Genomic DNA, 14,269 nt, shown 5'->3' with positions numbered 1-14,269 from the left:
GCTACGGGTACGTGACTTCGACGGTCTGGCTTCCCTGCACCGTGAAGTTCTGGGCGGCTCCGTAGCGGGTGGCCTCGGTCAGCGACTCGAAGGAGATTCCCATCAGATCTTCCTGCGGATCGAAGTTGTAGGCCTTGTGATAGTCCAACCTAAGGTCACCAGAGAGGTGGACGCTACCGTCCGCCTGCACCGTGGCGGTCAGCTCGCCCTGGGCACGGTAGTCGACCCCTCGCAGCGCGAAGAACAAGTCCAGCTCGCCCTCGGGGAAGGATGTCGAGAGCCAGAGCGAGTCCACGCGGATCGGGCACCGAGTCCCGGCAGGACCGACGCACTGCTGGGCGGCCTGCTCGGCCCAGCCGGCGTATTCCTGGTTCAAGGTCCCCTGCAAGTGCGGGCTGGCGAAGATCCAGAACAGCTGGTATTGGTCGAGTTCGTAGGTGCCTCCCTCCGCACTGTCCCAGTACCTGAACAGGTCACAGGAGAGTTCAAGGAGAGGGTTGCAGACCCATGATTCGATCTCGGAGATCATGTCCTCGTAGGTGTCGTCCCCTGCGATCAGCCTCTCCAGATTTGAGGCCGAATCGAAGTCCGGTTGCTGGTCCTCGTCGCTGAACGGCTCCTCCTCGCCTTCGCCACCGACGTCGTACCCCTCTTCGTTCTGCTGTTCCTGCTTGAGCAGATCGACGTAGCTCCGGATCGCCTCCAGTGCGGCGGCGGCTGCCGCCTTGGCGTCCCTCCCCGCGGCCAGCGCGTCGGCCCGGGCCGACGCAGCGGACTCGTACGCGCTGGAGGCGTAGGCCCGCGCCGTGGTCGCGGACCGGCGGGCGGTGGCGGCGTCCCGGCCGGCCTGCTGAGCCGCGGTCGCGGCCGTCTTGGCGGCCTCGCGGGCCCGGGTGGCCGAGTCGGCGGCCTGCCGGGCGGACGCGCCGGCCTCGTCGGCGGAGTCGGCGGCGTCCTCGGCGTACCCCCCGGCCTGCTGGGCCGACGCCCGAGCCTGGTCGGCGTACTCCGCTGCCTTGTCGGCGGCGTCGTTGGCGACGGCCGCCGCTTCGGAGGCGCGGGCGGCGTCCTCCATGGCGGTGGCGGCGGTCTTCGCGGCATCGGCGAGGACCCGGTGGACTCCCGAGACGTGCGTGGCGGTGTCGTGGTCCTTCTTCGCCGCCTTGTACTGGCCCACCGCCACGAAGTCACGCAGCATCCGGTCGGTCCCGGCCAGGGCGACCTCGGCGGTCGCCTTCGCGTTGGCCCCACCGCTGTGCAGGATCGTCAGGGCGGCGACCCGGTCGTCCTCGGCGCGGGCGGTGTGCTGGCCGGTCTCGATGAACGCGTGCAGGACAAGGGCCGAGCCGTCGTCGATGGCGGCTCCGGCGTGCTGCCGCACGGCCGTGCCGCCCGCGTCGGAGATCTTCAGGACCTCGACGCGAAGCCGCTCGCTCTGGGCCTCGTACTGGCCGGTCCGGAGGAACGCGACCACGTCGGCGTGGGTGCCCTGGAGTGCGGTCAGCGCCTCGTCGCGGATCTCCGTCGGCCCGGTGTCCTTCAGGTGGGCGACCCGGGCGCGGTCGTCGGCGTCCTCGGCGAGAGCGCGGCCGTTCCGCACCCATTCCATGACGTCGGCCTCGGAGCCGGACAGCACGTCCGCCGCGGCCTCCTTGGTCCAGGAGCCGCCCGTGGACAGCAGGTTCAGGGCCGCGCGGCGTCCCTTCGCCACGGCGTCCGCGGGGGCGGTAGCGGGGTCGGCGGCCTCGGTCAGGAGCGCTCGCGTCTCGGCGTCGACGCGCTCGGCCTCGACCTGCTTGTTCTCCAGATCGGCCTGCCGCGCGTCGGTCTGCTTCTTGACGGCCTCGGCGTTCATGACCGCCAGTGCCTTCCGGTTGGCCAGTTCCTGGGCCTCGGTCTCGCGGGCCGTCCGCTCGACGGCGGTCGCCTGGTCGACGGCGGCCTCGGCCTCGTCGGCGGCGGCCCGCGCGGCGAGGGCGTGGGCGGCGGACTTGTTGGCGTAGTCGATGGCCTGGCCCGCGTACTTCGCCGCCTCGTCGGCGGCGGCAGCGGCGTTTCTCGCGTGCTGGGCCGCGCGGGTGGCGGCGGTCTCTGCCGTCCGGGCCGCCGCGGCCGCCTCGCCGGCCAGCGTTTCGGCGCGGTCGGCTGCGCTGCTCGCGGTGGCGGCGGCACGCCGGGCGACGGCCGCGGCCTCCTCGGCGCGGCGCGCCTCCTGGTCCGAGACGTTCGAGTAGCCCGCCGCCTCGGCTGCCGCGCTCGCGGCGGTCGCGGCGTTCATGGCAGCGCTCTTGGCGGACTTGACGGCGGTGAGTGTCCCGGCGAGGGCCACGATCACGCTCTTCAGCGCCTGGGCGGACGTTTCCGCCGCCGCGGCCGCGTCACGGGCCTGCTCGGCGGCGGCACGGGCGCCGGCCGCCTGGCCGGCGTCCTTGGAGGCGGCCGTGGCGGCGCGGTAGGCGCGGGACGCGGCATTGCCCGCGGCGGCTGCGGCGGACGCGGCAGCGGACGACGCGATGGCTGCCGTACGGGCGGCCGACACCGCGGTGTTGGCCGCGTTGACGGCGGTCTGCGCGGCTTCGGCGGCGCCCTTGGCGGCCTCCGCGGCGCGGCCGGCGGCGGCCGAGGCCTTCGCGGCGTCGCTCTGGGCGGCGGCGGTCTCGGCGGCGGCTTTCTGTGCGGCCTGCTTGGCCAGCTCGGCGGCGGCGACGGCGCGGGCCGAGGCCTCCTCGGCGGCGTCGGTCTCCCTGGTGGCGGTCTCACCCGCCTTCTTCGCCAGCTTGGCCAGTTCGGCGACCGACATCGCCTCCTCGTCCCGCTGCCGGGCCAGGTGCTGGCCGTTCACGATGAACTCGTGGACGTCGGCGGCCGTGCCGTCCAGGGCGTCGGCGGCGGCCTGCCGGACCACCGGACCGCCGGTGCCGGCGATCATCAGCGTCTCCACCCGCTCGTCCTCCGCGCGAGCGGTGATCTGCTTGTCCAGCAGGAAGCCGGTCAGGGCCTGGGTGGAGCCGTCGGCGAGCGCCGCGTTGCCCTTGCTGGTCACCGAGCGGCCCGCGCCGTTCATGACCGTGAGGACGGCCACCCGTTGGTCCTCCTCGAAGGCCGTCTGCCAGCCGTTCTTCAGGTAGGCGTCGAGTTCTTCGGGGGGCAACGACAGGGCTGTGCTCAGACTCTCGCGTACGGCGGGACCGGAGCCGTTCATCAGCTTCAGGGCCCGCAGCCGGTTGTCCTGCTCCAGCGCGATGCGGTGCCCGTTCGCCAGGAAATCGGCTATCCGCTCGTCCGTGCCGAGCAGTGCCTCCCCCGCTGCGGTCCGCACCGAGCTGTCGCCCTGTCGCCACAGCTCGACGACACGGCCGCGGTCGGTGAGCGGCGTCGTCCCGGCGGCGGCCGTCGCGGCGGGCGTGGGTCCGAGCAGTCCCGCGCCCAGTACGACGGCCAGGACACCGACGAGACAGGAGCGCACTCCGCGGCCCCCCGTGGCGGCCCGTGACCTGACGCGCAGTCTGCTGTCGCGCTTGCGTCTCATGTGTGTCCCCCAGTTCAGGTGTCCGGTCCCGGTTGCTGCTGGCACATGGTCCAGGGCGGAGACGGGAGAGGGACCCTGCAAAGTCCCAGGGCGGACACGGGAACAGCAGGCCGGACGCGTAACGCGACGCGCACGGAAAACGGGCCCGCAGGTCGCCTACCTGCAAGCCCGTTCACATCACCGCTGTACGGCTCAGTCGTACGGCTCAGTGGAAGAAGTGCCGCGTCCCCGTGAAGTACATCGTGACGCCCGCCTTCTTCGCGGCCTCGATGCTGAGTTCGTCCCGCATCGAACCGCCGGGCTGGACCACGGCCTTGACGCCGGCGTCGATCAGGACCTCCAGGCCGTCCGGGAACGGGAAGAACGCGTCCGAGGCCGCGTACGCGCCCCGGGCCCGCTCCTCGCCCGCCCGCTCGACCGCCAGCTTCGCCGAGTCGACGCGGTTGACCTGGCCCATGCCGACGCCGACGGAGGCGCCGTCCTTGGCGAGGAGGATCGCGTTGGACTTGACGGCCCGGCACGCCTTCCAGGCGAAGGCGAGGTCGGCCAGTTCGGACGCGCTCAGCGCCTCGCCCGTCGCCAGGGTCCAGTTGGCCGGGTCGTCGCCGTCGGCCTGGAGCCGGTCGGTCACCTGGAGGAGCACACCGCCGTCGACGGGCTTGACCTCGACGGGGTTGGCGGGCGCGCCGGCCGCCTTGAGCACCCGGATGTTCTTCTTCTTGGCGAGCGCTTCGAGGGCACCCTCCTCGTAGTCCGGCGCGACGATGACCTCGGTGAAGATCTCGGCGACCTGCTCCGCCAGCTCCTTGCTCACCGGCCGGTTGACGGCGATCACGCCACCGAACGCCGACAGCGGGTCGCACGCGTGTGCCTTGCGGTGCGCCTCGGCGACGTCCGAACCGACCGCGATCCCGCACGGGTTGGCATGCTTGATGATCGCGACACAGGGCTCGGCGTGGTCGTACGCGGCACGGCGGGCGGCATCCGTGTCCGTGTAGTTGTTGTACGACATCTCCTTGCCGTGCAGCTGCTCGGCCTTGGCCAGGCCGCCACCCGTCCCGTCGACGTACAGGGCGGCGGGCTGGTGCGGGTTCTCGCCGTAGCGCAGGGTGTTCTCGCGCTCCCAGGTGGCGCCGAGGAAGTCGGGGAACTGCGACTCGTCGACGGGCGCGTAGGCGCTCGCGAACCAGCTCGCCACCGCCACGTCGTACGACGCCGTGTGCTGGAAGGCCTCGGCCGCGAGCCGCTTGCGGGTGGTGAGGTCGAAGCCGCCGGTCTGTACGGCGCTCAGGACGTCGGCGTAGCGCGCCGGGCTGGTGACCACGGCCACCGACGGGTGGTTCTTGGCCGCCGCGCGGACCATCGACGGGCCGCCGATGTCGATCTGCTCCACGCACTCGTCGGGCGAGGCGCCGGAGGCGACCGTCTCGCGGAACGGGTAGAGGTTGACGACGACCAGGTCGAAGGGCTCGACGCCCAGTTCGGCGAGCTGCTCGCGGTGGCTCTCCAGCCGCAGGTCGGCGAGGATGCCCGCGTGCACCTTGGGGTGCAGGGTCTTGACCCGGCCGTCCAGGCACTCGGGGAAGCCGGTCAGCTCCTCGACCTTGGTGACGGGGACGCCCGCGGCGGCGATACGCCCGGCCGTCGATCCCGTGGACACGAGTTCCACGCCCGCCTCGTGCAGGCCACGGGCCAGCTCTTCCAGGCCGGTCTTGTCGTAGACGCTGACGAGCGCCCGGCGAAGGGCCCGCTTGTCGCTCTCGGCCGTGACAGTGATGTCGGCGATGTCGGCGGTCACTGGATAACTACCTTTCGTCCCTCAATGCGATAGCCGTTGCGGGCGAGCCGCCCCACGACATCGACGAGCAGCCTTCGCTCGACTTCCTTGATGCGCTCGTGCAGAGCGCTCTCGTCGTCCTCGTCCCGGATCTCCACCACGCCCTGAGCGATGATCGGTCCGGTGTCGACGCCGTCGTCGACGAAGTGGACGGTGCAGCCGGTGACCCTGGCGCCGTACGCGAGCGCGTCGCGAACGCCGTGGGCCCCCGGAAAACTGGGCAGCAGGGCGGGATGCGTGTTGACGAACCGCCCGCCGAACAGGGCCAGGAACTCCTTGCCCACGATCTTCATGAACCCGGCGGACACGACCAGATCGGGTTCGTACGCGGCCACCGCAGCGGCGAGCGCCGCGTCCCACTCGGCCCGGGTGCCGTGGTCCTTCACCCGGCACACGAAGGTCGGCAGCCCGGCCCGCTCCGCGCGCGCGAGCCCCTCGATACCGTCCCGGTCGGCCCCGACGGCGACGATCTCGGCCCCGTAGGCCGCGGCGCCGGTGGCCGCGACGGCGTCGAGGAGCGCCTGAAGATTCGTACCGGATCCGGAGACCAGCACGACAAGGCGCTTGGCGGCCTGGGGCTCGGCCACGGCGGGGCCCTTTCTCGGGGGAACGGTTTGTGCGGGCGGCTCGTGTGTTCATACGAATGCTTCGCGCCCCCGGATACGGGGAAGCCTACGAAGCGGCCGACCGCCAGCAACGATACCGGCACTCCGGACAGCCCCCACGGGACGGGGGCGTGGCCGGAAGGTAGCGTCTGGGAGGGGCCGGCCCGGGAACGCGCTCGTCATACGGTGCGTTCACTGGGTGACGGCTCACGCCGAAGAAGCCCTGGCTCCAACCGAAGCCGTAACCAACGACGCTGTGACCAACGGTGTAATCAACAAGGGGAAGACGCTCACTTGATGTCGGACCGCAGCCTGCGACTCCTCACGCTCACCCCGCAGTCGGTGCTGCTGCGGGAGCGCCCCGCGTCGCCGCCCGACGCGCCCTCGGGCAAGAAGAACGGCGACCAGGGCGACACCGGTGCGACCGGCGACGGGCAGGAGAGCGCGGCCCAGGACGACAACCCGTTCGCCCCGCCGCCTGAGGGCACCCCGGACAAGCCCTGGCAGCCCCGGCGTCCGGCGGGCGACGACTCGTCCGGCGACAGCGAACACGGGCAGTCCCCGTGGGGCAACCAGTGGAGCGACCGGCAGCCCGGCCGTTCCCCGGGCGGCTTCGGCGACCGCTCCGGCCGCCAGGGCGGACAGGGCGGCCCCGAGGGACCGGGCGACGGCCCGGGCACCAACCCGCGCTGGGACCCGACGGACCCGGCCCAGCGCCGCGCGCGGTACGCACTGCTGTGCGGCATGTGGGCCTTCTTCTTCGCCCTCTTCAGCTGGCCGTACGTGGCACTGCTGCTCGGCGCGCTCGCCCTGCACTGGGGCATCAGCGCCCTGCGCACCAAGCCCCGCACCCCCAACCCGGACACCCCGGCACCGCCGCCGGGCGCGCCCGGCAGTGGCCGGCAGCAGCGGACGGCCGCGATCAGCGGGCTGGTCACGGCGTCCCTGGCGCTCGCCATGGTCGCCGTGACGTTCAGCCTCCAGTTCGTCTACCGCGACTACTACACGTGCACGAACGACGCCCTCACGAACACCGCGCAGAAGGCGTGCGACGACCTGCTCCCGAAGGAACTGCGGGACGTGTTCGGCACGAACAGCTAGCCACGGCGACGGCTGCGGATACAGCTACAGCTACAGCTACGACTGCGTCTCTTCCGAATCCTCCGGCTCCTCCGGCTCCTCCGGCGGCGGTGTCGCCGACGCCTCCTTGAGCGCCGCCCAGCGGGCCTCGCGGGACGCGGTGTCGTACCAGGGCGAGAGCGACGACGCGGGCGACGGCAGGTCGGCGAGGAGGAAGTCGTAGGCGGCCTCCGCCTCGTACGGGTCGTACGGGTCGCTCGCCTCGTAGGCGTCGTCGGTGGCGGTGGCGGTGGTGGCGGCCGTCTCGTGCGGCTTCTTCGTCCCGGCGGGCGCCGCCGAGTGCCTCAGCTTGAGCGTGCCGATGTCGGTGCCGGAGCCGGGTCCCGTGCTGGCGCCGGTCCCGTTTCCGGTGGCCTTCGGGCGCCGCGTGCGCAGCCGCCACGCCCGCAGGCCCACGGCTGTCGGTACGGCGACCGGCGCCGTCCACGCCAGCGTGGCCGCGCCCGTCTGCCACCACACCGGCCCGATGTACGCGAGGGCGTCGCTGCCGAGCGGTCCGCCCGCCAGAGCGGCCAGCGCGGCGAGCGCGCCCGCGCACAGGAGGGCGCCAAGGGCGGCATTCGCGACGGTACGCCGGCCCGACCAGGGTGTTCTCCCCGCCCCGGGGCTTGCCGCCCGCGCCGTGAACCAGGCCACTGTCAGTCCCGCCGCCACCGGCACCCCGGCGACCGCCCAGGTCAGCGGGGTTCCCGGACCGGCGTCCGGCACCGCCGACAGCAGCGGGAAGGGCGGCAGCAGCGGGGCCGGATCGGAGCCCAGCGGCCCCGTGACCCGGCCCGCGCCGAGTACGAACCCGGGCCCGAGGGCATAGGCCGCGCCCCACAGAGCCGCGTTCGGAACCAGGGCGAGACAGAGCAGCAGTACGGCGATCCGGCCCGACCACGCCTCCGTCAGCTGGAGGAAGGAGGCCCGGGCGGCCCCGCCGTGCCCCACCAGCGACACCGCGACGAGCAGCGCCCCGCCCCCGACGAGCACGGCGGCACCGGCCCCGGCGGCCCGCAGGACGGCCAGGACACGGCCCCGCACCTCCGGGTCCAGGACGCGTCGGCGTACCCACCTGGGCAGCAGATACAGCACCCGTGGCGAGAGGGGCGCGCGCGGGCGGCCGTACGCCGACCACACCCCGGCGCCCGCCGCCGCCATGGCGAGCAGCGGCACGGATACGGCCGTCCAGGCCCAGTCGGGACGCAGCCCGCCCCCGGCCGCGTACAGCGCGACGCCCCCGCCGACGGCCAGATACCCGGCGACGACGCCGAGCCAGGCGGTGCGGGCGGGGACGGGGGGCGCGTCCCCCGTCGTGCCCTCCTCCTCCGGGCCCTCGGCCGCGTCGCGGGCGGCGCGGTGCAGCAGCCAGACCGGGAGGGCGAGCAGCAGGAGGGGGGTGACGCCGACGGGGGCGGGGGCGCCGGTGAGGCTGTCCGCGCGGACCAGTTCGGCGCCGTGGGCGAGCAGCCAGAGGGCGGCGGCGATGTGCAGGGCGCCGTCGGGTCCGCTGTCCGGGTAGGGCGAGCTGATCCACAGCACCATGACGAGCACGGCGAACGAACCGAGCCCGAGCCCGGCCGCGACCGCGCCACCGAGCAGACCCGCGCCCAGTCCGGGGGAACGGTCGCGCAGCCGGTCACGCACCCGGTCCCGGACCCGGATGCGCGGGCGCGGGCGCGGGGACAGGGGCAGGCGCAGAGGCGGGAAGGGAAGCCGACGGCCGGTCGTAGGGGTCACGAGCGCCATGCTCCCAACGACACGCGCTTTCCGGCTGTAACAGGCGAACTTACGACGTGTCACTCAATATACGTTTTATGTACTTTTACGGCCGAAGGGGTGTCCGGTGACGCAGAGCCCCACCATCCCGCTGCCCCCGCCCGGCGAGCGCCGACGCCTGCGCGAGTCCCAGTCGCTGACGCAGGCCCAGGTCGCCGAACGGGTGGGCGTCAGCCGCGAGACGGTACGCGCGTGGGAGACCGGCCGTACGACACCACGCGGACGCAGGGCACAGACGTACGCAAGCTTGCTGGCGGCGGCACCGACGCACACGGCAGCGCAAGAAGTGGCCGTCCTGACACCCGATCAGGCCTTCGACGCGCTCTACGCGTTCTGCGCCCCCGCCCTCGTACGCCAGACCTATCTCCTCACCGGACGCCGGGAGTTGGCGCGGGAGTCCGTCGAACGGGCGTTCCAGCTGGCCTGGCACCGCTGGCCCGAGGTGGCGGTGGACCCGGACCCGGCGGGCTGGATCCGCGCCACGGCGTACGACTTGGCCCTCTCCCCCTGGCACCGCTTCCGCGCCCGCCACCGCCACCCGGAGGCCCCGCCCGCCGACCCGACCGACCGCGCGCTGCTCTCCGTACTCCTGAAACTCCCCCCGCCGTACCGCCGCACCCTGCTCCTGTACGACGGCGTGGGCCTCGGCCTGCCGGAGACCGCGGCGGAGACGGAAGCAAGCACCCCGGCAACGGCGAACCGCCTCCTCCACGCCCGCGAGACGGTAGCGGCGCACATCTCGTCACTCACGGACCCGACCGACCTCTCGACCCGCCTGTCGGGCCTGGCGACCCACGCCCGCCTACGCGCCGCCCGCCCGTCAACAGTCCGCGCGGCCGGCGAACGCCGAGCCCGCAACTGGACCCACGCGGCCATCGCCTTCACCATCGCCCTGATCGGCGCCACCACGTTCACCCTCCACACGGCCCCGACCCACTACGAGCCGAAGGTGGCCCCCGGCGCAACAGTCCAGGGAATCCCCCCGATCCCGGCCCCGGGCCCCCTGTCCCGAACGGAACTGACCCTCCGCAAGAAGCTGAAGGGCGAGGCGGAGAACGGCCCGGAGAGGGTGACACCGGAGGCGAGATGACCGACGGCCACGGCAGCAGCCACCGGGCCGAGGGCCACCACCCTCCCGGCCATGGCCACCATCCCGGCCACGGGCACGGCACCGCCCCCGCTCCGCCCTCCCGGCTGACTGACTGACTGGCTGTGGGTAGGTCGTTGGCCGCACCCGCCCCGCCTGGCTGCGGGCAACGACCTGCGCGGCTGCCCGCAATCCCGCCCGGCTGGCTTCGGGCAGCCACTCTGCACCCACCCACCCCGCCTGGCTGCGGCTCTCCCCACCACCCGCCCGACAGCCGACAACCCCGCCCACCGGCCCGGCTACGTGCAGTCGTTGCGCACCCACCCACCCCGCCCGGCATGGACCGCCCCGCCCGCCCGGCCATGGGCAGCCACCCGCCCGGCCATGGCCAGCCGCCCGCCCGGCTGTGGGCAGTCGTTCCGCTGGGGCGGAACGGGTGGGCACAGCCACCGACTCCGGGTAACCCGGCAGCCCACGGCACCTGCGCCAACGCCAGTGGGCCCGCCCCCGGCAAAGGGAACGGGCCCACAAAGGTTCAGCTCAGTACCGTCGACGAAAGGTCAGCCGGCGAGGAGTTCGCGGGCCAGCTTCGCCGTCTCGGTCGGCGTCTTGCCGACCTTGACGCCGGCGGCCTCAAGGGCCTCCTTCTTCGCGGCAGCCGTGCCGGAGGAGCCGGAGACGATGGCACCGGCGTGGCCCATGGTCTTGCCCTCGGGCGCGGTGAACCCGGCCACGTAACCGACGACCGGCTTCGTCACGTTCTTCGCGATGAAGTCCGCAGCGCGCTCCTCGGCGTCTCCACCGATCTCACCGATCATCACGATCAGGTCGGTGTCGGGGTCGGCCTCGAAGGCCGCCAGAGCGTCGATGTGGGTGGTGCCGATGACCGGGTCGCCACCGATGCCCACGGCCGACGAGAAGCCGATGTCCCGCAGCTCGTACATCATCTGGTACGTCAGCGTGCCCGACTTCGAGACCAGGCCGATACGGCCCGGCTTCGTGATGTCGCCCGGGATGATGCCGGCGTTCGACTGACCCGGGGTGATGAGACCAGGACAGTTCGGGCCGATGATCCGGGTCTTGTTGCCCTTCGACTTCGCGTACGCCCAGAAGGCGGCGGAGTCGTGCACGGCGATGCCCTCGGTGATGACGACCGCGAGCGGGATCTCCGCGTCGATCGCCTCGACGACCGCGGCCTTGGCGAAGGCCGGCGGTACGAAGAGGACCGATACGTTCGCGCCCGTCTTCTCGATCGCCTCGGCGACCGTGCCGAAGACCGGGATCTCGGTGCCGTCGATGTCGACGGACGTGCCCGCCTTGCGCGGGTTCACGCCGCCGACGATGTTGGAGCCGTCCGCCAGCATGAGCTTGGTGTGCTTCATGCCCGTGGCACCGGTCATGCCCTGGACGATGATCTTGCTGTCTTTGTCGAGGAAGATAGCCATGGCTGTGTCTGTCCCTCTTCCTTACTTCGCAGCCGCGAGCTCGGCGGCCTTGTCGGCCGCGCCGTCCATGGTGTCCACACGCTGGACCAGCGGGTGGTTGGCGTCGGAGAGGATCTTGCGACCCAGCTCGGCGTTGTTGCCGTCCAGGCGGACGACGAGGGGCTTGGAGACTTCCTCGCCCTTGTCCGCGAGCAGCTGCAGCGCCTGCACGATGCCGTTGGCGACCTCGTCGCACGCGGTGATGCCGCCGAAGACGTTGACGAAGACCGACTTGACGTCGGGGTCGCCGAGGATGATCTCCAGGCCGTTCGCCATGACGGCGGCGGAAGCACCACCACCGATGTCGAGGAAGTTGGCCGGCTTCACGCCACCGTGGTTCTCACCGGCGTACGCGACCACGTCGAGGGTGCTCATGACGAGACCCGCGCCGTTGCCGATGATGCCGACCTCACCGTCGAGCTTGACGTAGTTGAGGTTCTTGGCCTTGGCGGCGGCCTCCAGCGGGTTGGCCGCGTCCTTGTCCTCGAGCGCGGCGTGGTCCGGCTGGCGGAACTCCGCGTTCTCGTCCAGGGAGACCTTGCCGTCGAGGGCGATGACCTTGCCGGAGGCGACCTTGGCGAGGGGGTTGACCTCGACGAGGAGGGCGTCCTCCTTGATGAAGGTGTCCCACAGGGTCACGAGGATCTCGGCGACCTGGTCGGCGACCTCGGCCGGGAACTTCGCCTGCGCGACGATCTCACGGGCCTTCTCGATGCTCACGCCTTCGTTGGCGTCGACCGGGACCTTCGCGAGGGCCTCGGGGTTCTCCTCCGCGACGACCTCGATCTCCACGCCGCCCTGGACGGACGCCATGGCGAGGAAGGTGCGGTTGGTGCGGTCGAGGAGGTACGAGACGTAGTACTCCTCGACGATCTCGGGCGCGGTCTCGGCGATCATCACCTTGTGGACCGTGTGGCCCTTGATGTCCATGCCGAGGATGTCCGTCGCGCGGGCGACGGCCTCGTCCGGGGTGGCGGCGAGCTTCACGCCGCCGGCCTTTCCACGCCCACCGACCTTCACCTGCGCCTTGATGACGGACTTGCCGCCCAGGCGCTCGGTCGCCGCGCGCGCCGCCTCAGGCGTGTCGATGACTTCACCGGCCAGCACCGGTACACCGTGCTTGGCGAAGAGGTCCCTCGCCTGGTACTCGAACAGGTCCACGCGCGTCCGTCCCTATCAGTGATCTCGCGGTTCGTTGGATGCGTGGGCGTGCCGCGAAGGGCAACGTGACGTCCGCTGTGTCACAAGGGTGGCGCACACGGTGTCCGAGCGCGCGGCATGTCCGTCTCGCAGGTTATCGCCGCACCCCGCAGGTCCCTAAATCAGGAATCACACCTGAGCGGTGATACCTGTCACAGAGTGCCATTCACGGCCGCCCGCCGACCCTCGTGAGGGCGCCCGGGAGGGTCTTTGATGCGGTTACGGGTGCAAAGGTGAGGCCTCACCGGGCTGGGGTAGGCCCGGTGAGGCCTCTGGAAGGCCCGCCAACGGCTTTGACGGTCCTCCGGCAAGCGGTCCCCACCCCTTTGGGAGCCGCTCACCGCCGTCCGCCGGGCCCGCCCCGCCCGGACCGATGGCATTCGGCCGTACGAGGCTGTTCCTGGCGGAGTCCGAAAGATCCGCACGTCAGGCGTGCGGAAGTCGGGCGTGCAGGGGTCAGGTGTGCGGAGGTCAGGTGTACTGAGGTCGTGCGTGCGGACACCGGCTGCGCTGAGATCGCTTGCGCTGGAGTCGGTTGCGCGAAGGCCGGGTGCCGCGAAAGTCGGGGTCACCGGACTGGCACTCCGTGCAGTCGCCGCAGTCACCGCAGTAACCGCAGGCTCCGTTCACGCACGGCGCGGATTCACGCGCACGGCGACGGAACGGAGGAGGAGCCCGGCCCTAACCGGGGAAGACAGGAACGGCCCGGTACCTGTCCCGGACCTCGGCACCGGCGGCGACCGGGGAAACCCCCGGCACGAGCCGCACCGGCGCCCGCTGGCTCAACGCGACGGCATACGCGTCGCCGTGCCCACCACCATGCCGGGAGCCGCCGGCATCGACGACCGCCCGCTCACCTAGCGCCCCGTTGGGCATCCCGCCCGGCAGACCACCGGGCGCCTGCCGCACAGTCACCCGCGAGACGCGTACGCCGCCCTGCGCGACACTGCCGCTGTCCACGACCGACCGAACGGCGAACCGGGGCCCGTAGGCAACTCCGCCCTGGTGCGTCCGGAGAACGGTGGTCGGCAGGGTCTTCTCCGGCAACGAGGGAGAAGAGGGAGAAGTGGGGGAGGCCGGCGACGCAGGAGAAACTGGCGCGGCAGGAGAAGAGGGGACGGTGGGCGAGGCGGGCACACCCGGAAGCACGGGAAGGTCCGGGAGGTCCGGAAGCACAGGCAACGTCGGCACTTCCGCCGATACCTCCGCCAGCTCCTCGGTGACGGTCTCCACCAGTCCACCAACCGGCTGTACGACCTTGTCGACGGTGTCCTCAACAGCGGACGGCACAACCGGCTCGACCGGCTCGACCGGCTCGGTCAACGAATCCGTCACGCGCAGAACCTGATCCTGGACCTGCCGCTGGACCTGTCCCGGAACCGGCGGCGCACCCTCCGCCGCATGCGCCCGCTCCCCGCAGAGGAACCCGAACACGAACAACCCGCCCACCAGCACCGCCACTTGCAGCGCACGCCGCCCCGCCGCCGTACGCGTCACGCGCAGTACGGCAATGGACAGGGCGGCTGGCCAGTTCAAGAGGAGAGGTCTCCCGGGCGGCGGCAAGACGGGGTGGGCGCCGATCCTCGCACGCCCCTCCCGAGGTCGCGCAAGTCCCCCGTTACCGAT

Annotated in this window: 9 protein-coding genes; 2 read left to right on the top strand and 7 right to left on the bottom strand. The window is 72.1% G+C overall.

What is annotated here, in order from left to right; all coding sequences use genetic code 11:
* Position 1: 1 nt before the first annotated feature.
* The 3 genes from ACWDR4_RS22425 to purN form a co-directional block, all read right to left on the bottom strand.
* Complete coding sequence (locus ACWDR4_RS22425) at positions 2 to 3,529, bottom strand: ALF repeat-containing protein (protein ID WP_450410890.1); 3,528 nt, start codon at positions 3,527 to 3,529, stop codon at positions 2 to 4.
* 205 nt (positions 3,530 to 3,734) lie between these two features.
* On the bottom strand, positions 3,735 to 5,306 hold the full coding sequence (gene purH / locus ACWDR4_RS22420; protein ID WP_450410957.1) for a bifunctional phosphoribosylaminoimidazolecarboxamide formyltransferase/IMP cyclohydrolase: 1,572 nt from the start codon (positions 5,304 to 5,306) through the stop codon (positions 3,735 to 3,737).
* A 17-nt stretch (positions 5,307 to 5,323) separates the two neighbouring features.
* A complete protein-coding gene (gene purN, locus ACWDR4_RS22415) occupies positions 5,324 to 5,953 on the bottom strand; it encodes a phosphoribosylglycinamide formyltransferase (protein ID WP_450410889.1) in 630 nt (209 codons plus the stop codon).
* 315 nt (positions 5,954 to 6,268) lie between these two features.
* On the opposite strand from purN, the gene ACWDR4_RS22410 reads away from it, so the two are divergent.
* On the top strand, positions 6,269 to 7,072 hold the full coding sequence (locus tag ACWDR4_RS22410; protein ID WP_450410887.1) for a hypothetical protein: 804 nt from the start codon (positions 6,269 to 6,271) through the stop codon (positions 7,070 to 7,072).
* 36 nt (positions 7,073 to 7,108) lie between these two features.
* On the opposite strand, the gene ACWDR4_RS22405 is transcribed toward ACWDR4_RS22410, so the two are convergent.
* Positions 7,109 to 8,842 carry a cell division protein PerM gene (locus ACWDR4_RS22405; RefSeq protein ID WP_450410886.1) on the bottom strand — a complete coding sequence of 578 codons (1,734 nt, stop codon included), beginning with the start codon at positions 8,840 to 8,842 and terminating at the stop codon, positions 7,109 to 7,111.
* Between the two features lie 97 nt (positions 8,843 to 8,939).
* Between ACWDR4_RS22405 and ACWDR4_RS22400 the strand changes: the two genes are divergently transcribed.
* Positions 8,940 to 9,962 carry a helix-turn-helix domain-containing protein gene (locus ACWDR4_RS22400; RefSeq protein ID WP_450410885.1) on the top strand — a complete coding sequence of 341 codons (1,023 nt, stop codon included), beginning with the start codon at positions 8,940 to 8,942 and terminating at the stop codon, positions 9,960 to 9,962.
* 557 nt (positions 9,963 to 10,519) lie between these two features.
* Here ACWDR4_RS22400 and sucD read toward each other — a convergent pair.
* From sucD to ACWDR4_RS22385, 3 genes are all read right to left on the bottom strand, one after another.
* Positions 10,520 to 11,404, bottom strand: a complete 885-nt coding sequence (gene sucD, locus ACWDR4_RS22395; RefSeq protein ID WP_450410883.1) for a succinate--CoA ligase subunit alpha — start codon at positions 11,402 to 11,404, stop codon at positions 10,520 to 10,522.
* Between the two features lie 21 nt (positions 11,405 to 11,425).
* Entirely contained in the window at positions 11,426 to 12,604 is a 1,179-nt protein-coding gene (gene sucC, locus ACWDR4_RS22390; protein WP_450410882.1) for an ADP-forming succinate--CoA ligase subunit beta, read from the bottom strand.
* 720 nt (positions 12,605 to 13,324) lie between these two features.
* Positions 13,325 to 14,179 carry a hypothetical protein gene (locus ACWDR4_RS22385; RefSeq protein WP_450410880.1) on the bottom strand — a complete coding sequence of 285 codons (855 nt, stop codon included), beginning with the start codon at positions 14,177 to 14,179 and terminating at the stop codon, positions 13,325 to 13,327.
* Between the last annotated feature and the right edge of the window lie 90 nt (positions 14,180 to 14,269).

The sequence above is a fragment of the Streptomyces sp. NPDC000878 genome (assembly GCF_053599695.1).
The sequence above is the reverse complement of the archived record's forward strand: the minus strand, read 5'-3'. Positions and strand labels throughout refer to the sequence as shown.